This window comes from Vibrio sp. R10-SG3-ISO10 (assembly GCF_059834185.1).
The window spans coordinates 1-24191 of the sequence record NZ_JCBDHG010000005.1; the positions used below are offsets into that span (position 1 = coordinate 1).

24 protein-coding genes are annotated in these 24191 nt (G+C 45.8%); 4 read left to right on the plus strand and 20 right to left on the minus strand.

The genetic code is table 11. The features are described 5' to 3' along the window. Positions 1-81 precede the first annotated feature (81 nt). The 3 genes from hemG to AC6R16_RS03470 are packed head-to-tail and all read right to left on the minus strand — an operon-like array spanning position 82 to position 2746. A complete protein-coding gene (hemG, locus tag AC6R16_RS03460) occupies positions 82-609 on the minus strand; it encodes a menaquinone-dependent protoporphyrinogen IX dehydrogenase (RefSeq protein ID WP_500673618.1) in 528 nt (175 codons plus the stop codon). A gap of 9 nt (positions 610-618) precedes the next feature. Beyond that, a complete protein-coding gene (locus tag AC6R16_RS03465; RefSeq protein ID WP_500673619.1) occupies positions 619-2076 on the minus strand; it encodes a TrkH family potassium uptake protein in 1458 nt (485 codons plus the stop codon). Positions 2077-2116: 40 nt separating this feature from the next. Then, complete coding sequence (locus AC6R16_RS03470) at positions 2117-2746, minus strand: YigZ family protein (protein WP_500673620.1); 630 nt, start codon at positions 2744-2746, stop codon at positions 2117-2119. Between the two features lie 249 nt (positions 2747-2995). Between AC6R16_RS03470 and fadB the strand changes: the two genes are divergently transcribed. Then, on the plus strand, positions 2996-5167 hold the full coding sequence (gene fadB / locus AC6R16_RS03475; RefSeq protein ID WP_500673621.1) for a fatty acid oxidation complex subunit alpha FadB: 2172 nt from the start codon (positions 2996-2998) through the stop codon (positions 5165-5167). 12 nt (positions 5168-5179) lie between these two features. Beyond that, positions 5180-6355: an acetyl-CoA C-acyltransferase FadA gene (gene fadA, locus AC6R16_RS03480; protein WP_049844510.1), complete on the plus strand. Its 1176-nt coding sequence runs from the start codon at positions 5180-5182 to the stop codon at positions 6353-6355. 45 nt (positions 6356-6400) lie between these two features. Here fadA and punR read toward each other — a convergent pair whose 3' ends face one another. After that, a complete protein-coding gene (gene punR, locus AC6R16_RS03485) occupies positions 6401-7303 on the minus strand; it encodes a DNA-binding transcriptional activator PunR (protein WP_272785992.1) in 903 nt (300 codons plus the stop codon). Positions 7304-7457: 154 nt separating this feature from the next. Between punR and punC the strand changes: the two genes are divergently transcribed. Next, positions 7458-8657: a purine nucleoside transporter PunC gene (gene punC, locus AC6R16_RS03490; RefSeq protein ID WP_500673622.1), complete on the plus strand. Its 1200-nt coding sequence runs from the start codon at positions 7458-7460 to the stop codon at positions 8655-8657. Positions 8658-8712: 55 nt separating this feature from the next. Here the strand turns inward: punC and AC6R16_RS03495 are convergent, their stop codons facing one another. Beyond that, positions 8713-9489 (minus strand): transporter substrate-binding domain-containing protein, encoded by a 777-nt coding sequence (locus tag AC6R16_RS03495; protein ID WP_500673623.1) that lies wholly within the window; start codon positions 9487-9489, stop codon positions 8713-8715. Positions 9490-9580: 91 nt separating this feature from the next. Here AC6R16_RS03495 and AC6R16_RS03500 point away from each other — a divergent pair, with 91 nt between their 5' ends. Further along, on the plus strand, positions 9581-10321 hold the full coding sequence (locus AC6R16_RS03500) for an amino acid ABC transporter permease (protein WP_500673624.1): 741 nt from the start codon (positions 9581-9583) through the stop codon (positions 10319-10321). An 80-nt stretch (positions 10322-10401) separates the two neighbouring features. Here AC6R16_RS03500 and glmU read toward each other — a convergent pair whose 3' ends face one another. The 15 genes from glmU to mioC all read right to left on the minus strand — a co-directional run bounded on the left by glmU (position 10402) and on the right by mioC (position 24174). Then, the gene (gene glmU / locus AC6R16_RS03505; protein WP_239852347.1) at positions 10402-11763 is read right to left on the minus strand and encodes a bifunctional UDP-N-acetylglucosamine diphosphorylase/glucosamine-1-phosphate N-acetyltransferase GlmU; all 1362 of its coding nucleotides are present in this window, start codon (positions 11761-11763) and stop codon (positions 10402-10404) included. Between the two features lie 151 nt (positions 11764-11914). Beyond that, positions 11915-12337: a F0F1 ATP synthase subunit epsilon gene (locus AC6R16_RS03510; RefSeq protein ID WP_004743573.1), complete on the minus strand. Its 423-nt coding sequence runs from the start codon at positions 12335-12337 to the stop codon at positions 11915-11917. Positions 12338-12355: 18 nt separating this feature from the next. Beyond that, positions 12356-13759, minus strand: a complete 1404-nt coding sequence (gene atpD, locus AC6R16_RS03515; protein ID WP_272785997.1) for a F0F1 ATP synthase subunit beta — start codon at positions 13757-13759, stop codon at positions 12356-12358. 35 nt (positions 13760-13794) lie between these two features. Further along, positions 13795-14661: a F0F1 ATP synthase subunit gamma gene (gene atpG / locus AC6R16_RS03520; protein WP_004743575.1), complete on the minus strand. Its 867-nt coding sequence runs from the start codon at positions 14659-14661 to the stop codon at positions 13795-13797. A gap of 42 nt (positions 14662-14703) precedes the next feature. Then, positions 14704-16245, minus strand: a complete 1542-nt coding sequence (atpA, locus tag AC6R16_RS03525; protein ID WP_239852349.1) for a F0F1 ATP synthase subunit alpha — start codon at positions 16243-16245, stop codon at positions 14704-14706. Positions 16246-16258: 13 nt separating this feature from the next. Further along, complete coding sequence (gene atpH / locus AC6R16_RS03530) at positions 16259-16792, minus strand: F0F1 ATP synthase subunit delta (RefSeq protein ID WP_500638996.1); 534 nt, start codon at positions 16790-16792, stop codon at positions 16259-16261. 14 nt (positions 16793-16806) lie between these two features. Continuing rightward, positions 16807-17277, minus strand: a complete 471-nt coding sequence (gene atpF / locus AC6R16_RS03535; protein ID WP_004743578.1) for a F0F1 ATP synthase subunit B — start codon at positions 17275-17277, stop codon at positions 16807-16809. 73 nt (positions 17278-17350) lie between these two features. Then, positions 17351-17608, minus strand: a complete 258-nt coding sequence (atpE, locus tag AC6R16_RS03540; RefSeq protein WP_004411110.1) for a F0F1 ATP synthase subunit C — start codon at positions 17606-17608, stop codon at positions 17351-17353. A 44-nt stretch (positions 17609-17652) separates the two neighbouring features. After that, positions 17653-18465, minus strand: coding sequence for a F0F1 ATP synthase subunit A (gene atpB, locus AC6R16_RS03545; RefSeq protein WP_004743579.1), 813 nt, complete (start codon positions 18463-18465; stop codon positions 17653-17655). A gap of 8 nt (positions 18466-18473) precedes the next feature. Next, positions 18474-18863, minus strand: coding sequence for a F0F1 ATP synthase subunit I (locus tag AC6R16_RS03550; RefSeq protein ID WP_500638997.1), 390 nt, complete (start codon positions 18861-18863; stop codon positions 18474-18476). A gap of 187 nt (positions 18864-19050) precedes the next feature. Beyond that, positions 19051-19932, minus strand: a complete 882-nt coding sequence (locus AC6R16_RS03555) for a ParB/RepB/Spo0J family partition protein (protein WP_500638998.1) — start codon at positions 19930-19932, stop codon at positions 19051-19053. A gap of 24 nt (positions 19933-19956) precedes the next feature. Then, positions 19957-20730, minus strand: coding sequence for a ParA family protein (locus tag AC6R16_RS03560; protein ID WP_069667981.1), 774 nt, complete (start codon positions 20728-20730; stop codon positions 19957-19959). 14 nt (positions 20731-20744) lie between these two features. Next, positions 20745-21377, minus strand: coding sequence for a 16S rRNA (guanine(527)-N(7))-methyltransferase RsmG (gene rsmG / locus AC6R16_RS03565; RefSeq protein ID WP_500638999.1), 633 nt, complete (start codon positions 21375-21377; stop codon positions 20745-20747). After that, the gene (gene mnmG, locus AC6R16_RS03570) at positions 21377-23272 is read right to left on the minus strand and encodes a tRNA uridine-5-carboxymethylaminomethyl(34) synthesis enzyme MnmG (RefSeq protein ID WP_500673625.1); all 1896 of its coding nucleotides are present in this window, start codon (positions 23270-23272) and stop codon (positions 21377-21379) included. Before mnmG ends, rsmG begins: the two co-directional genes overlap by 1 nt. A gap of 467 nt (positions 23273-23739) precedes the next feature. Beyond that, positions 23740-24174, minus strand: a complete 435-nt coding sequence (mioC, locus tag AC6R16_RS03575) for an FMN-binding protein MioC (RefSeq protein WP_500639001.1) — start codon at positions 24172-24174, stop codon at positions 23740-23742. Positions 24175-24191: the final 17 nt, after the last annotated feature.

Here is a 24191-nt window from a genome sequence, read left to right on the forward strand (position 1 = left end):
AAGCCCTTTTTTCAGTTTTTTCTAACTTTTTTATTGTTCGATTAAATTTCGATCTAAAAGCCTTATAAGTAAGCCTTTTCTTTACATATCTTTAAACTTATTGGCGAATAGAGTCACTTTTTCCCAGTTGGTGTACTCTACCTCTTTACTTGTATCAGTCTCTCCTCCCGTCATACTCATAATGAATTTAATCATTGTTCTATCGAACCAGTTATAACGTGGGTAATAGAGAGCACCAGCAAAGACGCCGATAAGTTGAGGCTGCCAAGACGACTTTTTGAGAAATGTCTTTATATAGGCACTACCTTCAGGCGTATCCTTTCCTTGGTCTTCTTTACGTGCCGTTAGATTCACACAGAAGAAAGCAACTTTACTCTGCTGTAATGAAGACAAGTTACGCTCAATAAACTGATAGAGCTTTTTGTTAAGGTGGCCATAACGAATAGAGGCACCAATAAGCACTCGCTCATATTGGCTGAAATCCACCGTATCTATGGTGTGTAGGTCGAGCAGTTCACAGTCATATTCAGACAGGTCTGACTGAATATGACTAAATATCTTTTTAGTTTGACCTTCACGGCTTGAATAGAGAAATAGCGCCTTTGCCACATCGTCTCCTTAGCTACGCCAGAACGTCGGCGTAAGTAGTATAAGTAGAGTAAAGATTTCCAGTCGTCCAAATAGCATCGAAACAATCAGAACCCATTTCGCCTTGTCATTCACATCACCAAAATGAAGTGCCACTTCACCAAGACCCGGACCTAAGTTATTGAGTGTCGCCGCAACAGCAGAGAAAGCGCTTAGCTCATCCATTCCTGTCGCAATCAAACCTAACATGCAGACAACAAAAACCAGAGCATAGGCAGAGAAAAATCCCCACACCGCATCGACAACCCGCTGAGGAAGAGAACTACCGCCAACTTTAATCGTGTACACGGCACGCGGGTGAACCAAACGCTTAAGTTCGCGCACACCTTGCAGTGTCAGCAATAAAATACGGATGACTTTCATACCACCACCGGTAGAACCCGCACATCCACCAATAAAGGAAGAGAAAAGTAACAGCACGGGTAAGAATAGTGGCCACTCCGCAAAACCTGTCGTTGTGAAGCCGGCAGTGGTGGAAATCGAAACCGTTTGGAAAAGAGCCTGATCAAAGGCGTCGTAGACCGAGTTATACGAGTGATGGTTTAACAATACCAAGAAACAAACGATAAACAGTAAGACCTGAATAAAGATAAAGGCTCTAAACTCCGGGTCCTTCCAATAGTACTTAGGATGCACGCCCCCAGAGGCAAAGGCTGCGAAGTGCAGTGAGTAGTTACATGCCGAGATCAAAAGGAACACGACGGTAATTATATTGATCGCGTAACTGTCGAAATGTCCCATACTCGCATCATGGGTAGAGAAACCACCAATGGCGATTGTCGAGAAGCTATGGCTTATCGCATCAAATGGAGTCATCCCCGCCAGCCAAAAAGAAGCAGCACAAGCAATGGTTAGACTTAAATAGATATACCAGAGTGCTTTAGCCGTTTCGGCGATACGCGGCGTCATCTTGGTGTCTTTTACTGGTCCCGGAATTTCAGCTCGGTAAAGCTGCATGCCACCGATACCTAATACCGGTAATATCGCAACGGCAAGTACGATGATACCCATACCGCCAAACCATTGTAGGAACTGACGATAAAACAATATCGCTTTGGGCAAGTCATCGAGACCAACAATGACCGTGGCTCCGGTGGTGGTTAAAGCAGAAAAAGACTCAAAGAAAGCGTCTGTGACAGAAACATTGGGATTGTCAGCGATGAGAAATGGCAGTGAACCTGCACTTCCGAGTACCGTCCAAAACAAAACGACGATGAGAAAGCCATCACGTGCTTTTAATTCATGCTTATGACGTCGGTTTGGAAACCAACATAAGGTTCCGCAAAATAGCAGAACGAAAAAGGTGGTGACAAAAGGAACACCTGCACCGTCTCGATAGATAAGCGCTACTAAAGCAGGAGCTAGCATAGAGAGACTAAAAAGCGCGAGCAAAAGCCCGACGATGCGAATAATGGATCGAAATTGCATGGTTAGATTGATTTATGAAGCGTAGCTTCCGACTTCCTAATTATCTTTGTTGTTTGTCCAACGAGGTAACCTGTACCTTGGCGCCACTCTTATTAATAATGGTTTGAGTAAAGTCACTCACTTGACGAAGTTCAATCTCGATAACCATTTTAACCAACTCACTATACTCAGCACTGACTTCTTGAGCTCCAAACTGAGGAAATAGAGACTGTGCTATAGGCATAAACCCATAGTCTAACTCTAGTAGTAGTTTTGTGGTTATTTTTTTCTCAATTGTTTGAAGCGACTTGAGAGCTTGCTGTACCCCACCACCATAAGCTTTAACCAATCCACCGGTTCCCAGCTTGATACCACCAGAGTAGCGAGTCACCACAGCCGTAATTTCACCCACTCCCGACCCTGATAATTGCGCCAGTATAGGTTTACCCGCGGTTCCCGATGGCTCACCGTCGTCGCTGAACCCCCATTGCATTGAATCTTCAGGTCTACCAGCAACAAATCCCCAGCAATTATGTCGCGCATCCGAGTGTTTGCTTTTTATCTGCTCAACAAACGCTTTAGCTAATTCAATTGATGGAGTGTGTGCGAGGTAAGTAATAAAGACGCTTTTCTTTATTTCCTCTTCAAACTGAGTAGGTTGTGCAGGTATTAAATACGGCAGGTCATTCATGGCTGTGGTTCGTCTTATGTCTTACTCGCAGTGTATCACGAGAGCGAATTTACCGTCGCCTAAGATCTGTTCGAGCGCACAATGTTAAACACTTGTTTGAAAAATGTATTGAATTTAACCAACAGCAAGTCCAAACTAAAACTACTGGTCTAACCAGAATAACTATAACACCACTTTCCTTTACAGCGGTTGCAACTCAACCAACTGCTGTACACGCAATCCGAAGATTGTATGTCATGGAGATAGACAATGATTTACCAAGCCGAAACCCTACAGGTAAAGGAATTACAAGACGGAATCGCTGAGCTCAGCTTCTGTGCACCAGCGTCTGTTAACAAGCTCGACCTCGCCACTCTAGAGTCACTGGATAAGGCTCTTGATGCGCTTAAAGCTCACAGCTCTCTCAAAGGCTTACTGCTTACTTCAGATAAAGAGGCGTTTATTGTTGGCGCTGACATTACTGAGTTTCTGGGGCTATTTGCCAAATCAGAGCAAGAACTGGATCAATGGCTTCAATTTGCAAATAGCATCTTTAATAAACTTGAAGACCTACCCGTACCGACACTTTCTGTTTTAAAAGGCCACGCTTTGGGTGGTGGATGTGAGTGTGTACTCGCTACTGACATGCGTATTGGTGACAAAACCACCAGCATTGGCTTACCAGAGACTAAACTCGGAATCATGCCAGGCTTTGGTGGTTGTGTTCGCTTACCTCGTGTTATCGGTGCCGACAGCGCGATGGAAGTCATTACACAAGGCAAAGCTTGCCGAGCGGATGAAGCACTTAAAATCGGCCTACTCGATGCTATCGTCGAGACAGATGCCCTGTACGAGTCAGCGATTAAGACTCTAACCCAAGCGATCAATGAAAAGCTGGATTGGAAAGAACGACGTAAACAAAAAACATCGCCACTTTCACTTAGCAAGCTCGAGTCTATGATGAGCTTTACGATGGCAAAAGGCTTGGTCGCACAGAAGGCTGGTCCTCACTACCCTGCCCCTATGACAGCAGTTGTGACTATCGAGGAAGGTGCTCGCTTTGCTCGCAATGAAGCGCTTGATATTGAACGCAAGTATTTTGTTAAGCTAGCAAAATCAGAAGAAGCCAAGTCGCTTGTCGGTCTATTCCTTAATGATCAATATATTAAAGGGCTAGCTAAAAAAGCGGCTAAGTCTGCTAGCAAAGACACTCAACGTGCAGCGGTATTAGGTGCAGGTATCATGGGTGGCGGTATTGCTTACCAGTCGGCACTTAAAGGTGTCCCTGTCTTAATGAAAGATATCGCCCAAGCGTCGCTAGATTTAGGTATGACTGAAGCCTCAAAACTGCTTAACAAGCGCCTATCTCGCGGCCGTATTGATGGCTTTAAGATGGCAGGTATCCTAGCTTCGATCACTCCAAGCCTTCATTACGCAGGTATCGAAGAGACGGATGTTATCGTTGAAGCAGTAGTTGAAAATCCGAAAGTGAAAGCGGCAGTACTCAGTGAAGTCGAGCAACAAGTGGGTGACGAAACCGTCATTACCTCAAATACATCGACTATCCCGATCAATCTGCTGGCTAAATCACTTAAGCGACCAGAAAATTTCTGTGGTATGCATTTCTTCAACCCTGTACACCGCATGCCTTTAGTCGAGATCATCCGTGGTGAACATACCTCAGATGAAACCATCAACCGTGTTGTCGCTTACGCTGCGAAAATGGGTAAATCACCAATCGTAGTGAATGACTGTCCGGGATTCTTCGTCAACCGCGTACTCTTCCCTTACTTTGGTGGTTTCAGCATGTTGCTACGTGACGGTGCTGATTTCACTAAAATCGACAAAGTCATGGAACGCAAGTTTGGCTGGCCAATGGGACCTGCCTATCTGCTAGATGTAGTCGGCATAGATACCGCTCACCACGCCCAAGCGGTAATGGCTCAAGGTTTCCCAGAGCGTATGGGTAAACAAGGTCGTGATGCGATTGATGCTCTATTTGAAGCAGACAAGTATGGTCAGAAGAATGGCAGCGGCTTCTATAGCTACGCTTTGGATAGAAAAGGCAAACCGAAGAAGACATTCAGTGAAGATATTCTGCCAGTACTCGCCGACGTTTGTGCTGAGAAACAAGAATTCGATGATCAAACCATCATCCAACGAATGATGATTCCGATGATCAATGAAGTTGTCTTGTGTCTGCAAGAAAACATCATCGCTTCTCCTCAAGAAGCAGATATGGCTTTAGTTTATGGTCTGGGCTTCCCTCCATTCCGAGGTGGCGTTTTCCGTTACTTAGATAGCGTAGGTATTGCCGAGTTTGTCGCAATGGCAAACCAATATTCAGATCTAGGCGCTATGTACCAAGTACCACAATTGCTGATTGATATGGCTGAAAAAGGCCAAACCTTTTATGGTGCTCAGCAACAAGGTTCTATCTAAGGAGATTCCCAAATGACTAATCAAACGAAAAACGTTGTCGTAGTAGATTGTCTACGTACACCGATGGGACGCTCTAAAGGAGGAGCTTTCCGTCATACTCGCGCCGAAGATCTTTCTGCTCACTTAATGAAAGGCATTCTTGCGCGCAACCCTCAGGTTAACCCAAGCGAGATTGAAGATATCTACTGGGGCTGTGTACAACAAACGTTAGAACAAGGCTTTAACGTTGCGCGTAATGCAGCACTGCTTGCAGGCTTGCCGATTGAAATTGGTGCGGTAACTGTCAACCGCCTATGTGGCTCATCAATGCAGGCTCTGCATGATGGTACACGCGCAATCATGACTGGTGATGCGGAGATTTGCCTCATTGGTGGTGTTGAGCACATGGGGCATGTTCCTATGAACCACGGTGTGGATTTCCACCCAGGCATGTCGAAAAACGTTGCTAAAGCCGCGGGGATGATGGGTTTAACCGCAGAAATGCTTGGTAAACTGCACGGTATCAGTCGTGAGCAACAAGATGAATTTGCTGCGCGCTCTCATGCTCGTGCTCATGCCGCTACTCTTGAAGGTCGCTTTAAAAACGAGATCCTTCCGATTGAGGGCCACGCAGCGGACGGCACCCTATTCACGCTAGATCACGATGAAGTGATTCGTCCAGAAACCTCAGTAGAAGGTCTATCTCAGCTTCGCCCAGTGTTTGACCCTGCAAACGGAACCGTCACCGCAGGTACATCCTCTGCGCTATCTGATGGTGCATCAGCCATGCTGATCATGAGCGAAGACAAAGCCAATGAACTTGGCTTGCCAATTCGCGCACGCATCAAAGGTATGGCTATTGCGGGTTGCGATCCATCCATCATGGGTTATGGCCCTGTACCGGCAACTCAGAAAGCGCTTAAACGAGCAGGTCTCTCTATTGAAGATATGGATGTGGTAGAGCTAAATGAAGCATTTGCTGCTCAATCTTTACCTTGTGCTAAAGACCTAGGTTTACTGGAAGTAATGGATGAGAAGGTTAACCTGAACGGTGGTGCTATTGCTCTTGGTCACCCACTGGGTTGTTCTGGTTCTCGTATTTCGACCACACTGATTAACCTGATGGAAGCTAAGGATGCCAAATATGGTCTAGCCACCATGTGTATCGGTTTAGGTCAGGGTATCGCAACCGTCTTTGAACGCCCTTAATCGGCTATCAAGCAAAGCAACGCCAGCATTATGCTGGCGTTTTCTTTAGTGCTTTAACCAGTCGTGATGGAGCTGATTGGAAGAGCCTAAGTAATCCACCATCCACTGAATGAGCTTGTGGTTATCATCTTTGCGCCAGACTAAACAACATTGGCTGATCGGCTTTTCATCCGGCAACATCTTCTCCACCAACACCCCATCAAGAATTAACGGCATCGCAATGTGCCTAGGCATATAGCCAACCCCGACGCCATTTTTGAGACACTCAATTGCACTGTACCAATTGGGCAGCAACAAACGCCGCTGCTGCGGATAATGCCCGGTATGACGCTTGGGCAACACGCTAGAGGTATCATCCAAGCAGATTGCCGGATACTGACTAACAAACTCTTCTGTTAGATTTTGCTGACGGACACAAGGATGCGCTGGAGACATAACAAATGCCCAGTCTAAAACCCCCATATCTCTCACTTCGAAGTCACCTCCAACAGGAATCGCAGACGTCGCTCCAATCACAATATCCGCTCGCTCTTGTGCGATCGCCTCCCATGAACCGTTAAACACTTCCATATTGATCTGCAGTTCAGCAAACTCAAACTCACGGTAAAAGTCTTCCACTAGCGGTTTAAGCTTATCTAGCTTGACCACATTGTCTAAGGTTAACTTGAGTGTTGATTGCCAGCCTTGAGCAGCTCGTTTGGTTTGCGCCTTAAGGTCTTCCATCTGTCTCAGCAGTAACCGAGCTTCAGCAATAAACAGTTCGCCTGCGGGTGTCAGCTCTACTTTCCTTGGCAAACGACGAAACAAGATCACGTCCAGTTCTTGCTCGACCTGACGCACGCCATAACTGATCGCTGAAGGGACTTTATGCAGCACCTCAGCCGCAGCGGTAAAACTGCCCAAGCGGGCAACGGTATCTAACATCTCAAGCGACGATTTTGAATACATAACGCACAACCGTTCAAAAATTTTGATTGATAACCAATAATTTTAACGTTTTATTTTCTGAAAATCGAAAAATAGAATGGCTGGGTAAATAAATCAGGGTTGGCGCCAACTGATACTGAGTAAATAATGATTAAATAATTTGATTGGTTGAATCATGAAAATTTCAAAACTACAGCTTGTTTATCTCGCAGCCCTTTCGATGCTCGGCTTTATTGCCACCGATATGTACCTACCTGCATTCAAAGCGATGGAAATCGACTTTGCGACAGGCCCTGAACAAATCGCTCTTTCTCTGACAGTCTTTCTTGTGGGTATGGCTTTTGGTCAGTTGATGTGGGGCTTAGCCTCCGATAAGTTTGGCCACCGCAATACCCTAGCGGCCGGCTTGGTGATTTTCACTATCGCATCATTTGGCTTGGCGTTTAGCGATCAAGTATGGCAGCTACTGACTCTGCGCTTTGTGCAAGCGATCGGTGTTTGCGCACCTGCAGTGATCTGGCAAGCAATGGTGATCAAACGCCACTCAAGTAATAGCCAACAGATCTTTGCTACGATCATGCCTTTAGTTGCATTGTCTCCGGCACTTGCGCCACAGCTAGGTGTGCTATTGGCAGATAACTTTGGCTGGCATAGTATTTTTGTCGCTCTGACACTAATGGGGGTATTACTCGTTATCGCCACCATGGCACAGAAAAATGAAAAAGCCGAGGCCAAGCAAACCAGTATCTCGGCAGATATTAAGGCACTACTAGGTTCTAAAACCTACCTAGGTAACGTGTTTATGTTCGCCACGGCATCAGCGGCATTCTTTGCTTACCTAACCGGCATGCCAGAGATTATGTCGCAACTAGGATATCAATCTAAAGATATTGGTTTGAGCTTTATTCCACAGACTATCGCCTTTATGGCAGGCGGCTACTTAGGTAAAGTCGGCGTACGTAAATATGGTGATGAGAAAGTCCTGCGCCAGCTGATCGGGCTATTCAGTGTCGCTTCTCTACTGATATTTATCGCCTCTCAGTGGCAGCTAACGTCCATCTGGCCAATTCTTGCTCCGTTCTGTTTGATTGCTGTTGCCAACGGTGCCCTTTACCCAATTGTCGTTAATCGTGCACTAGCCAGTGCTCAGCAAAGTCCAGCTACTGCGGCAGGGTTACAGAATAGCCTACAGATCTGCGTTAGCAGCCTAGCCAGTGCATTAGTCGCCGCGATGGCAAGTCAGGCTCAACTGGTGACAGGTATTGCGATTGTGATTTGTATGGGCGGAATGTGGATTGGCTACGTGGTGTCTAATCGTGAGTTATCTCAACACTTCACAGCACCAGACAATTCGAGAGTCGTCGGTGATGAATAAGTTAAAAAGAGCCGCAATTGCGGCTCTTTTTAACTTTGGCTAGATAAGTAAGTGGTTACAAACTTTTCAGCCCCCACTTCTCGGCGGTCTTTTTGAAGAATCCTTGAGTTTTCTTCAGCTCGACCCAGTGATTCAGGTAATTAATCCAAACCTGATCATCCTGTTGCAGTAGCATTGCGATTGGCGTCGGTTTACGTGGCTCTTTAACCGGAACAATGGCCAGTTGCTTAAACTTCTCCACCAGCGTTGCCGCCTCTACGTTTGAAGTCACCGAGACATCGGCTCTGCGTGCCAGTAACTCTTGGAAGTCACGCGCTGGCGCTTCAATAACCACATGTTGTGCTGATGGGAAGAACTCTTTGACCATCTTTTCTTGTACTGTACCTAGCGTTGCCGCCACTTTTACTTCAGCTTTATCAAAGTCACTCCAGTCCGAATACTTGTCTAAGTCCTTTTTCTGCACCACAGGAACAAATGCCAAATAGAAGTAAGGCTGACTGTAGCCCGCTACCTTGGCGCGCGACATGTTAAGCGAAGCACTACCTGTAATGTCGTACTTATTGGCAGTCACCCCGTTGACCAGCGTTTTCCAATCGGTTGCGACATATTCGACTTCCACTCCAAGATCTTTAGCCAACTCAGTTGTTACATCAATATCAAAACCGCGGTAGCTATTGGTGGCAGGATCCTTCATTGTCATCGGGTTCCAATCCCCTGTTGTGCCAACACGTAGCACTCCTTTATCAAGGATTTGATGTAAACGACTGGTTTCAGCCATCACCTGACCCACTGACAATAAGCACAATCCAAGTGCCAAAATATACTTGTTCATTATATCTTCCCTAAAGTTATTACGAATTAAGCCCGTTCATTGCTAACATAGCAGCATCAAATGGATTTTTTTAGTCAATACAAGGTGTAATGTGACTTCTCGTTATCTATTGCTTGGTTCACTGTTACTTCTCACTGGCTGTTCGGATTATCAGTGGGGTTGGTACGTACTCGACCCAACAACCGATCAAGGCCGAACCAACGTAAGCTTTCTACTTGCCGGCTTTAGCGACACAATTCAAGTCTCTCTGCTGAGTATGTTGTTTGCCATGACGCTCGGGCTCATTATCGCGTTGCCTGCGCTTTCACCGCTGAAGTATCTGCGTGCTATCAACCGAATCTATGTAGAAAGTGTGCGTTCTGTGCCAGTGCTCGTGTTACTTCTGTGGGTTTATTATGGAATGCCTACTTTATTGGATATCTCGCTCGATCATTTCTGGGCGGGGGTCATTGCACTGACCATCGCGGAAAGTGCCTTTATGGCGGAAGTATTTCGCGGTGGGATTCAAGCCATCAGTCGCGGCCAACATGAAGCAGCAGAGTCGCTAGGTTTGAACTATTGGCAGAAGATGCGCTTAGTGATTTTGCCGCAAGCATTTCGACAAATCTTACCGCCATTAGGTAACCAATTTGTCTATATTCTCAAAATGAGTTCACTGGCCAGTGTGATTGGATTGAGTGACCTAACCCGTCGTGCCAACGAGCTAGTGGTTAATGAGTACTTACCTTTAGAGATCTATACCTTCCTAGTTTTAGAATATTTAGTGCTGATTCTTTTCGTCTCTCAAGCCGTTCGTTGGCTAGAGAAGCACATCGCTATTCCTAGTCATTAAGTCGCTTTGCAACTAAGTAGATACAACAAAGCCGCTCATCATGAGCGGCTTTGTAACATTATTAGTGGTAACAAAAGCGATTACTTCTGTTTTACTGGACGCTGCCAACCTGAAATTTTACGCTCTTTAGCGCGAGTGATGACTAACTCACCTTCAGCGACATCTTTAGTCAATGTCGTTCCCGCACCAATTGTCGCACCATCAGCGATAGTGACTGGCGCCACCAGCTGACTGTCAGAGCCAACAAAAACATCGTTGCCGATGGTTGTTTTAAACTTGTTTGCGCCATCATAGTTACAAGTGATTACACCCGCCCCTACATTGGTGCGCTGACCGATCTCGGCGTCACCTAAGTAAGTCAGGTGATTGGCTTTAGAGCCCTCACCAAGGCGAGCATTCTTCACTTCAACGAAGTTACCGACGTGAGAGTCGTTACGCATCTCTGCACCAGGGCGCAGACGAGTAAATGGACCCACGGTACACTCTTCACCGACCGTCGCGCCTTCAATTACACTGTACGGACGAATAACCGTGTTATCGTCTATTTCACAATCTTTAAGTACACAACCAGTACCAATCACGACATTATCACCCAGCGATACTTTACCCTCGATAATAACATTGGCGTCAATTTCACAATCCATACCGCACTGCAATTCACCACGTAGATCGAAACGTGCAGGGTCGCGCAGCATAACACCTTGCTCTAGTAGCTTTTGTGCTTGCATTGACTGGAACGCACGCTCTAGACGCGCCAACTGAGCGCGGTCGTTAACCCCTTCCACTTCAATTGGGTTAACTGGATGAACTGCTTCAACCGCTCTACCTTCATCATGGGCAGCAGCGATAACATCGGTTAAGTAGTACTCACCTTGAGCATTGTTGTTGTTTAGACCAGATAACCAACGTTTCAGGTCACCGCCTGTAGCAACCATCACACCAGTATTGATCTCTTTAATAAGCTTTTGCTCTTCTGTCGCATCTTTTTGCTCAACAATAGCTACAACAGGGCCGTTCTTACGCACGATACGTCCGTAGCCCATAGGATTATCTAGTACGACAGTTAGCAGTGCGATACCGCCTGTTGGCTGGGCATCGAGCAAGCTTTCAATGGTCTCTTCTGAGATCAGTGGTACATCGCCGTAAAGCACTAAGATTTTTTCATCATCTTCAAACTGTGGTGCTGCTTGATCCACTGCGTGACCTGTACCGAGCTGATCGGCTTGCAACACCCAACTTACTGACTCACTGCTTAGCTCAGCTTGCATTTGATCGCCACCATGGCCGTACACCAAATGGATGTTCTGCGCGCCTAATCCATTACATGTATCAATCACATGTTTCACCATCGGCTTACCCGCAAGCGTATGCAGAACCTTAGGTTTATTGGAGTACATGCGAGTCCCTTTGCCCGCCGCCAGAATCACTGCGCTAAACTTCATTGAGTTACCCATTTGAACTTGTATTAAAACTGAGAGGTATTCTAGACACTAATCGTTGATTAGTTAATTGATTAGGAAAAATTTCCGTTAAAAATTAAGCAAAAAGGCGGTCTTACGACCGCCTTTATCACTTTTAAAACAGTGTCGCGAATTAGCGACGCTGTTTCGTCAGCTCGATAACTCGTAGCTGAGCAATGGCTTTAGCCAGTTCACTGGCCGCTTGAGCGAAGTCCATATCGCCGTGCTGATTGTGGATACTCTCCTCAGCGCGACGTTTAGCTTCCTCTGCCTTAGCTGCGTCTAGCTCTTCACCACGGATAGCCGTATCAGCCAGTACAGTCGCTGTACCCGGTTGAACTTCTATCATACCACCAGAAACATAGATAATTTCTTCGTGGCCGTGCTGTTTAACAATACGCACCATACCAGGCTTGATAGCGGTCAGCAGCGGTGTGTGGCCATGGAAAATACCAAGCTCACCTTCGCTACCGGTCACCTGGAACGTTTCAACTAGGCCAGAGAAGATTTTCTTCTCTGCACTAACAACGTCTAGGTGAAAGGTTATTGCTGCCATATCGCCTCCTAGTTAGCCTTATAGCTTCTTCGCATTCTCGATAGCATCGTCAATCGTACCGCAGTACATGAACGCTTGCTCTGGAATGTCATCGTAATCACCAGCTAGTAGACCTTTGAAGCCACGTAGAGTCTCTTTAAGAGGTACGTAAACACCAGGGTCGCCAGTAAATACTTCCGCTACGTGGTAAGGCTGAGTTAGGAAACGCTCAATCTTACGTGCACGAGATACAACTTGCTTATCTTCTTCAGATAGCTCGTCCATACCTAGAATCGCAATGATATCTTTCAGCTCTTTATAGCGCTGAAGTGTCTGCTGAACGCCACGAGCGATGTCGTAGTGCTCTTGACCTACTACTAGTGGGTCTAGCTGACGAGAAGTCGAATCTAGCGGGTCGATCGCTGGGTATAGACCCATTGCTGCGATGTTACGGTTAAGTACAACCGTTGCATCTAAGTGAGCGAACGTTGTTGCTGGAGAAGGGTCAGTCAAGTCATCCGCTGGTACGTATACCGCCTGTACAGACGTGATAGAACCTGCTTTAGTTGACGTGATACGTTCCTGAAGAACACCCATCTCTTCTGCTAGTGTAGGCTGGTAACCTACCGCAGAAGGCATACGGCCTAGAAGTGCTGATACCTCAGTACCTGCTAGCGTGTAACGGTAGATGTTATCAACGAACAGTAGAACGTCACGACCTTCGTCACGGAAGCGCTCTGCCATTGTTAGACCAGTCAGTGCAACACGTAGACGGTTGCCTGGTGGCTCGTTCATCTGACCGTAAACCATTGCTACTTTCGATTCTTCTGGCTTCTCAACGTTTACAACGCCAGCTTCCTGCATTTCGAAGTAGAAGTCGTTACCCTCACGAGTACGCTCACCTACACCAGCGAATACTGAAAGACCAGAGTGTTGTAGTGCGATGTTGTTGATAAGTTCCATCATGTTAACGGTCTTACCTACACCTGCACCACCGAATAGACCGATTTTACCACCCTTAGCGAATGGACAAACTAGGTCGATTACTTTAACGCCAGTTTCTAGTAGAGCAGTTTCGTTTGATTGCTCTTCGTAGCTTGGTGCTTCACGGTGGATAGAGTAAGTCTCTTCCGCACCGATTTCACCACACTCATCAATCGCATCACCAAGTACGTTCATGATACGACCAAGGGTCTTAGTACCTACTGGTACTGAAATTGGAGCGCCAGTATTTACAACTTCAACTCCACGACGTAAACCATCAGAGCTACCCATAACGATACAACGAACTACGCCACCGCCTAGCTGTTGTTGAACCTCAAGAACTAGACGCTCTTTTGATTCAGTAACGTTTAGAGCGTCATATACACTAGGTACTTCGCTCTGTGGGAACTCTACGTCGACTACCGCACCGATGATCTGTACGATCTTACCTGTAGCCATCGTTAATCCTCTAAACTATTTCGTTTTACCTAAGCTTAAACCGCTGCTGCACCTGAAACGATTTCTGATAGTTCTTGTGTAATCGCAGCCTGACGGGCTTTGTTGTACACAAGTTCTAAGTCATCAATCAGGTTGCTCGCATTATCAGTTGCAGCTTTCATTGCAATCATTCGAGCCGCTTGCTCACAAGCAAGATTCTCAACCACACCTTGGTATACTTGAGATTCCACATAACGCACTAGAAGTGTATCTAGTAGCGATTTTGGTTCTGGCTCGTAGATGTAGTCCCACTGGTGGGTACGCTGCATCTCTTCGCTGTCCGATTTAGGCAAAGGTAGTAATTGATCGATCGTTGGTTGTTGAACCATAGTGTTCACAAACTTGTTGCTCACCACATATAGGCGGTCCAATTCACCTTCATCGTATTTCTTAAGCATTACGCTGACAGAACCGATAAGGTCTTCAAGGCTTGGCTGATCGCCTAGGCCTGAAACCTGAGCAGCCACTTTTGCACCACTGTTGTTAAAGAAAGCTGTTGCTTTTGAACCAATCAATGCCAGTTCAACTTCAGCACCTTTCTCTTTCCAGCTTTGCATATCTGTCACAGCTTTTTTGAACACGTTAATGTTCAAGCCGCCACAGAGGCCACGGTCTGTTGAAACGATGATGTAACCAACACGCTTAGCTTCACGCTCTTCTAGGTATGGATGACGATACTCTAGACTTGCGTTTGCTACGTGACCGATCACTTTACGTATTGTTTCAGCGTATGGACGAGAAGCTTCCATTGCGTCTTGAGAGCGACGCATTTTTGAAGCTGCTACCATTTCCATTGCTTTCGTAATCTTCTGAGTGCTTTTAACACTACCGATTTTATTACGTATCTCTTTTGCGCCGGCCATCGTTACTCTCCATTAGTTGGTGACATTACTGCCACCGACCTATTACCAAGTTTGGGTTGCTACGAAGTCGTCAGTCAGCTTCTTCAGCTGTGCTTCAACTTCATCGTTGTATGCACCCGTCTTGTCGATCTCAGCTGCGAATTCAGCGTATTGACCGCGAGCATACGATAGTAGAGCCGCTTCGAAATCTAGCAGTTTGTTGAGTTCAACATCTGCTAGGTAGCCGCGCTCTGCCGCAAAGATAACTAGAGCTTGGTCAAATACAGACATTGGAGCGTACTGCTTCTGCTTCATTAGTTCTGTAACTTTCTGACCGTGGTCTAGCTGTTTCTTTGTCGCCTCATCAAGGTCAGACGAGAACTGTGCGAAAGCCGCTAGTTCACGGTACTGAGCTAGTGCAGTACGGATACCGCCTGATAGCTTCTTGATGATTTTCGTCTGTGCAGAACCACCAACACGAGATACTGAGATACCTGGGTCAACCGCTGGGCGAACACCCGCGTTGAATAGCTCAGTCTGTAGGAAGATCTGACCGTCAGTAATCGAGATTACGTTTGTCGGTACGAATGCTGAAACGTCACCAGCTTGAGTTTCGATGATAGGTAGTGCAGTCAAAGAACCTGTCTTACCTTTCACTTCACCGTTAGTGAACTTCTCTACGTACTCTTCGCTTACACGAGCTGCACGCTCTAGTAGACGTGAGTGGAGGTAGAAAACATCACCTGGGAATGCTTCACGACCTGGTGGACGTTTTAGTAGTAGAGAGATCTGACGGTAAGCTACCGCTTGCTTAGATAGATCATCATAAACAATCAGTGCGTCTTCACCGCGATCACGGAAGTATTCACCCATCGCACAACCTGCGTATGGCGCTAGGTATTGTAGCGCTGCAGATTCAGAAGCAGATGCAACAACAACGATAGTGTTTGCTAGCGCGCCGTGCTCTTCTAGTTTGCGAACTACGTTAGCGATAGTCGATGCTTTCTGACCGATTGCTACGTAGATTGAGAAAATACCAGAGTCTTTCTGGTTAATGATTGCATCGATCGCCATTGCTGTTTTACCAGTCTGACGGTCACCGATTACAAGCTCACGCTGACCACGACCGATAGGGATCATTGAGTCAACAGATTTGTAACCAGTTTGCACAGGTTGATCTACCGATTTACGGTCGATTACACCTGGTGCAATCACTTCTACAGGCGAAGACAATTTCGCTTCGATTGGACCTTTACCATCAATTGGCTCACCTAGCGTGTTTACAACACGACCAAGCATTTCAGGACCAACTGGTACTTCAAGAATACGACCAGTACCTGTAACTTTCATGCCTTCCTTAAGGTCAGCATATGGGCCCATTACAACCGCACCAACCGAGTCACGCTCAAGGTTAAGTGCTAGTGCATAACGGCCACCCGGTAATTCAATCATTTCACCTTGCATCACGTCCGCTAGGCCGTGAATGCGAATGATACCATCGCTTACCGATACGATAGTACCTTCGTTGCGAGCTTCACTAACAACTTCGAAAGATTCGATACGTTGTTTAATTAGATCGCTAATTTCCGTGGAATTAAGTTGCATGCTCCAATCCCCATTAAGACTGCAATGCATCGCTCAGGCGGTTCAAACGACCACGAGCTGAGTTATCGATGACTAAGTCTCCGGCTCTAATAATAACCCCACCAAGTAGGGCCTCATCTATGCTGCAATTCAGCTGGACTTTGCGTTCAAGACGCGTTTCAAGTTTGCTGCTGATGTCTGCTTTTTGCTGTTCTGAAAGTTCAGTAGCAGAAGTTACTTCTACACTGATTTCTTTCTCATGCTCTTGTTTTAAGAACAAGAACTCAGCACATACATCAGGAAGAGCCTCTAATCGGCCATTCTCCGCCATCACCTTAATTAGGTTTTGACCAAACTCATCAACTTGTTCGCCACATACCGCAACAAATACTTCTGCAAGTTTGTCTGCAGACATTGAGCTAGTTAATAACTCGTGTACTTGTTCGTTGTTGGCGACTTCCGCGGCAAAAGACAACATCTGACCCCATTGGTCTAGTTGGCCTTTCTCTACAGCAAAGTCGAATGCTGCTTTAGCATAGGGGCGTGCGATAGTAGTCATATCAGCCATGTGCGCCCCCAGACTTAAAGTTTTGCAGTAATGTTGTCGAGAAGATCTTTGTGCGCATCTTTATCGATAGAGCGCTCTAGGATTTTCTCAGCACCAGCTAAAGCCAGAGTTGCAACTTGTTTGCGCAGTTCATCGCGCGCACGGTTGCGTTCAGCTTCAAGTTCAGCTTCTGCTTGCGCAAGGATTTTCTGGCGTTCTGCCTGAGCTTCCTCACGAGCTTCGTCTAGAATTTGAGCTTTGCGCTTGTTCGCTTGCTCAATGACCTCAGTTGCTGTGCGCTTCGCTTCTTTCAATTGAGAAGAAGCGTTAGCTTGAGCTAGATTCAAGTCTTTCTCAGCACGTTCTGCCGCATGAAGGCCGTCAGCAATTTTCTTCTGACGTTCTTCGATAGCGTTCATGATTGGCGGCCATACATACTTCATGCAGAACCACACAAACAGAGCGAACGAGATTGCTTGACCCAGCAGAGTTGCGTTCATATTCACAACAGCTACCCCTCTTTAATTGGACTTAGTGTTAATCAATGACAAACCAATGTTTGTCTCTGAAAAGCAATGATTAACCAGCTAGTTGACCAACGAATGGGTTTGCGAAAGTAAATAGTAGAGCGATTACGATACCGATCATTGGAACCGCATCTAGTAGACCAGCGATGATGAACATCTTAACTTGTAGCATAGGAGCCATTTCTGGTTGACGCGCAGCACCTTCTAGGAACTTACCACCTAGGATTGCGAAGCCGATTGCAGTACCTACTGCACATAGACCAACGATGATTGCTACTGCGATTGCTGAAAAGCTCAGTACAGTTTCCATTACTATCTCCAAATATACTTTTTGACTAATAAGAGTTTAAAAAATTAGTGATCACTGTCTTCGTGTGCCATCGACATATAAACAATCGTAAGCATCATAAACACGAAGGCCTGAATCGTAATAACCAAGATATGGAAGATTGCCCACGGTAGTGAACCCATCCATTGTAAATACCATGGTAACATTGCCGCACAAAGAATGAATACAACCTCACCCGCGAACATGTTACCAAATAGACGCATACCAAGTGATAGAGGCTTCGCAAGTAGCGATACCACTTCAATCAGTAGGTTAAACGGAATCATGATTGGGTGATTAAATGGATGTAAAGCAAGTTCTTTGGCGAATCCACCTAGACCTTTCACTTTGATGCTGTAGTAGATCATCAGAGCAAACACGCCTAGAGCCATAGCCATGGTGATATTAACATCAGCTGACGGTACAACCTTAAGGTAAGGGATACCAAGCCAATGCTCTGCTGGGTAAGGTAAGAAATCGATAGGAACTAAGTCCATCACGTTCATTAAAAATACCCAACAAAAGATAGTTAGTGCTAGAGGGGCAATCAATGGGTTGCGTCCATGGAACGTATCTTTGACGTTTTCCGCGACAAATTCTACGATCATTTCAACAGCACACTGAAGCTTACCTGGTACACCCGCTGTTGTTCTCTTCGCTACTTTGTAGAAAATTCCTAAGAAAATTAAACCAGTAAACCAAGAAAAAAACAGGCTATCGATATGTACGTTCCAGAAACTTGTCTCCTCCGCTACCAAGCCTAGCTTTGCTAAAGATAGGTTTGATAAGTGGTGGGCAATGTATCCGGACGATGTTAGCGCTTCACCTGGCGCAGCCATAACTCATCCTATTTTTTGTTGTTAATGAATAGCGCTGGCGCAAAGATATTAATCCCTAATACCAGCAAATAGGTTAGTTTGAGGGGAACGAGTTCCACCTGCATATACATGTAAGCAACAGAGAAGAGAGCCACAGTAATGAGGATCTTTAGTACCACTCCGGTGTAGAAAGACGCAGCAATCATTTTCGCTGCTCGAGCCCCAACAAACAGAAAAGCACACAAGGCAAATACAGCATTGGCGACAACAAAAATGCTCCCTCCAATTAGCGCTGAGATTCCCCATTCAGTATTGACGGCAATCGCCATACCCGCTGCCACTAACGTAACCGCGCACGCCTCGATCATCAACAATTGCTTTGCAAGCGCTCGTCCTGGTCTAGCTAACGCAGCTACCATGTATTCGTACCTCTAGTAAAATCCACAGCTTTACTACCTCAGGGCTGGGAAATTGGCGAAAATTATACGGTGAGTCGAACTGATTGCAATTAAAACACCGCAAAAAGTTACAATTTTGTTTACAAGCCGACAACTTCCGCACAAAAATTCGATTTTTACATATATTGATTGAGATCAATTATCTCATTTAGCTTTCAAGCTTGGCAATTAACTGCTCTAATTTGTGAGGCTCATCAAGACTAATCGTCACTTTAGACTTGCCGTTATCAGCGCGTACAATTGCAACTTTAGCACCAAGCATTTCACTCAATTTTTGTGACATTTGTTGTGCTTCAGCGTCTTGAACCTCATTTTTGGGTTCAGATTGTGGCTGGAGACACTTTTTCACTAACTGCTCGGTCTGACGAACGGTCATTTTCTTTTTTGCGACCTGCTGAGCAATCTCTACCTGTTGCTCACCTTCAAGAGCTAACAGAGCTCTAGCATGCCCCATATCAAGCAAATTGCCGGAAACTAAACTTTTCACGTCATCTTCTAGCTGATTTAGACGCAATAAGTTACTTACCGCAGCTCGAGACTTACCAATCACATCAGCGACCTGCTGATGGGTAAGGCTAAATTCTTCTTGCAGACGATCAAGTGCAACAGCCTCTTCGATCACATTGAGATCTTCACGCTGAATGTTCTCGATCAATGCCATGGCAATCGCTGCACGATCTTCGACATTTTTCACGACACATGGCACTTGCTTAAGGCCGGCTTTACGAGCCGCACGCCAGCGACGCTCACCGGCAATAATTTCAAATTTGTCACCATCAACCTGTCTCACCACGATAGGCTGAATAATCCCCTGAGATTCAATCGAAGCGGCAAGCTCTTCTAACGCTTCAGGTTCCATCTCTTTTCGTGGCTGGTAAACACCCGGCTTTAAGCTGTTAATATTTAAATCGGTGAGGTTACCATCCGATGACAGTTCTTGGCTGTGCAGTGCACTTTGCTGCTTTTCACGCGCTAGTGAACTGGTTGAAAGCAGAGCGTCAAGCCCTTTACCTAAACCACGCTTAGACATGAGACGGAATTCCTTTGGTTGTCGTTATGCAGGGATTTCTTCGCGGCGAAGCATCTCACCAGCTAGAGCTAGATAAGCCTTAGCACCCGCAGAGTATTTATCGTAATACATTGCCGGTTTACCATGACTAGGCGCTTCAGCGAGACGCACATTGCGCGGAATAACGGTGCGGTACACCTTGTTGCCAAAGTGCTTTTTAAGTTGATCGGATACTTCGTTCGACAATCTGTTGCGAGGGTCGTACATAGTGCGCAATAACCCTTCTATTTTTAGATTTTCGTTTACTACAGCAGCAAGCTTACTGATTGTATCCATTAACGCGGTTAAACCTTCAAGTGCAAAATACTCACACTGCATTGGAACCAAAACCGAATCGGCTGCGGCCATAGCGTTGATTGTAAGAAGGTTTAGAGAAGGAGGACAATCGATAAAGATGAAATCATAGTTATCGCGAACTGATGCTAAAGCGTGCTTAAGACGAACTTCGCGAGCAAACACTTCCATCAGTTTGATTTCAGCGGCTGTCACATCACCATTGGCCGCCACTAAATCATAGTTACCGGATGTCTTGCGACACACGACTTCATCAAACGGCACATCTTCCACAAGCAGTTCATAAGCGGTGGCATCGACTTGGTATTTATCTACACCACTGGCCATCGTCGCATTGCCTTGTGGGTCGAGGTCTATCACCAATACCTTACGCTTAGTCGCAGCCATAGATGCGGCTAAGTTAATGCATGTCGTTGTTTTTCCAACCCCGCCTTTCTGGTTGGCGATCGCTACGATTTTTCCCACAATGAACCTCGCTTTTATTCCTTGCGCGATAAGATTACTAGATGACGCTCACCTTCCAGCTGAGGAACATTCAAAGCTTTGATGTCGGTCACAGAACACCACTCAGGTAATTGCTCAATCTCATCCTGTGGTAATTGACCTTTCAGCGCCAAGAAATGCCCGCCCTGTAATTTTGGTAGATGGTGGCACCACTCAACCATATCAGTCATTGAAGCAAATGCACGACTTAATACGCCATCAAATTTATCTTCAGGCTGGTATTCTTCGACTCGACTTTGAATCGGAGTCACATTTTCTATTTTGAGCTCATGAAGAACTTGTTTGATAAATCGAATACGTTTGCCCAAGCTGTCTAGCAACACAAACGCTTTATCTGGGTTCATTATGGATAACGGAATGCCCGGTAGACCTGGGCCAGTGCCGACATCAATAAAACGCTCGCCCTGTAAGTGAGTGCTAACAATGATGCTGTCCATAATGTGCTTCACTAGCATCTCTTGCGGGTCGCGTACTGACGTCAGATTATACGCCTTGTTCCATTTATTGAGCATTTCGACATAGCCAACTAGCTGTTCACGCTGATGAGGTGATACCTCTAGATCGGTCTGAACAATCAATTCATCCAGTTGAGTGCGTAGTTGAGACATTATGCTTCCTCGCCTTTTTTCAGCAGGCCATGTTTTTTCAAATGAACTAAAAGAATTGAAATCGCTGCTGGTGTAATGCCCGAGATACGTGAAGCGATACCAATTGACTCTGGTTTTGCTTCTGTCAGCTTCGCCACAACCTCATTCGATAACCCGCTAACCTTAGCGTAATCTAAATCAGCAGGGAGCTTAGTGTGTTCATGGCGTAACGATTTTTCGATCTCATCTTGCTGGCGTTTGATATAACCTTCGTATTTCACTTGAATTTCAACCTGCTCAGCGGCTTGTTGATCTTCAATAGCTGGTGCAAACGCATCTAACTGCGTCAGTTGATCGTAAGACATTTCTGGGCGACGCAGTAAATCTTCACCACTTGCTTCACGTGCCATTGGTGTTTTTAACAACCCATTTAACGCATCAACCCCTTCTGATTTAGGGTTCATCCAGATATCTTTCAAACGTTGACGCTCAGCCTCAATATTGTCGATTTTCTCGTTAAAGCGAGCCCAGCGGATATCGTCAACCAAACCAAGCTGACGAGCTTGCTCAGTCAAACGCAGATCTGCGTTATCTTCACGAAGTAACAAACGGTATTCCGCGCGTGAAGTAAACATACGGTAAGGTTCTTTTGTCCCCATGGTCGATAGGTCATCAATTAGCACGCCCATGTAAGCCTGATCACGACGTGGGCTCCAGCCTTCTTTGTCTTGGCTAAACAGACTTGCGTTAAGACCAGCCATCAAGCCTTGCGCTGCTGCTTCTTCGTAACCCGTTGTACCGTTAATTTGTCCCGCAAAGAAAAGACCATTAATAAACTTAGTCTCATAGCTCTGCTTTAAGTCACGCGGATCGAAGAAGTCATACTCAATCGCATACCCAGGTCGTACGATATGGGCGTTTTCGAACCCTTTCATCGAACGCACGATCTGAACTTGAACATCAAATGGCAAGCTGGTGGAAATGCCATTTGGATACAATTCATGTGTATCCAGCCCCTCAGGTTCGATAAAGATCTGATGGCTGTTCTTGTCAGCAAAACGCATCACTTTGTCTTCGATTGACGGACAATAACGAGGGCCAATACCTTCAATCACGCCAGCATACATAGGGCTACGATCAAGGTTGTTACGAATCACATCGTGAGTTTGCTCGTTGGTATGGGTGATAAAGCATGGGATTTGGCGTGGATGTTGTTCACGTTTACCGACAAACGAAAATACAGGCGCAGGGTTGTCACCATGCTGAGCTTCTAACTGAGAAAAGTCGACGCTACGTGCATCAATTCGTGGTGGTGTGCCCGTTTTTAAACGATCGACTCTAAACGGGAGTTCACGTAAACGATCTGCCAGCGCGATCGATGGCGGATCACCAGCGCGACCACCTGAAGAGCTCTCCATACCGATATGGATCTTACCACCCAAGAAAGTTCCGACAGTCAGTACGACAGCTTTTGCGTAGAAGCGCAGTCCCATTTGAGTAACCACACCCAAAACACGACCTTGTTCAACAATAAGATCATCAACCGATTGTTGGAACAGAGTGAGGTTAGGAGCGTTTTCGAGCGCATTGCGAACATAAGCTTTGTACAACGCACGATCAGCTTGAGCACGTGTTGCTCTTACAGCTGGGCCTTTCGAAGCGTTGAGTGTTCTAAATTGAATACCGGAATGATCAATTGCTTGAGCCATTAAACCGCCCATAGCATCGACTTCTTTGACCAAGTGACCTTTGCCGATCCCACCGATGGCTGGGTTACACGACATTTGACCTAAGGTGTCAATGTTGTGAGTGAGCAACAAAGTCTTTTGCCCTGTACGGGCAGATGCGAGTGCGGCTTCCGTTCCTGCGTGACCGCCACCAACGACGATGACATCAAATTTTTCGTGATAAAGCATGAACCGACCTCAGGTATTCAATAGAGAGTTGGATAGATAAAAAGAGCGTTATTCTACCTTCTTTCACGGGCTGAGAAAATGCTTTTGGCTCTTTTCCTTCAAGCAGTGAAATCCTTATATATATATAAGATCTATATATATGATCTTTTATTAGATCTACTATTAAGATCGACCATTTCTGTGGATAAGTGGAAAATGATCAACAAGATCATGGATCTTATTTGGATCGTATCATGTGATCTTACCTTGATCAGATCGAGGATTAACTGGGATCAAAATGGGTGGTTATACACAGGGGTAGAAAAGGATCTAAGTTATTATTTGGATAACTATAGGTTAATCACCGGAAAGATCGTAGTTTATCCACAGCTGAAATGGTTAAAAAATGAGCGAACAGTTTTTTAAGAGGAAGGAAAGTTATTCACAAAAGGGCTAAGTGGCCAAGAAAATGGCCACTTAGAAGGGAGCTAGAACAGCTCAATATGGTCATTTAACCAGCTTTCTGCTGCATCTTCTGGTACGTCATGGTTGAGGACATCAATCGTAAAACACTCTGTAATTGCAGTGGCACCGATGTCAGCAAGCAGGTCATGGGCATGCTGACCTGCTGCACAGAACGTATCGTAACTTGAATCACCAATGGCGATCGTTGCGTATTTTACGTCGCTCATTTTTGGTGGTGTGTCTTGCAGTGCTTGGATGAATGGCTGAATATTATCTGGATACTCGCCTGCGCCATGAGTTGAAGTAATGACTAACCAAGTACCCTTATTATCAACTTCAGCCAAATTAGGCTGGTTATGGATAGTGGTTTCATAGCCTTTTTCTATCAGTAGGTCACTGAGGTGGTCTCCCACATACTCAGCACCACCCAGTGTGCTACCTGTAATAATGTGGATCATAGGTGTTCCTTTATACA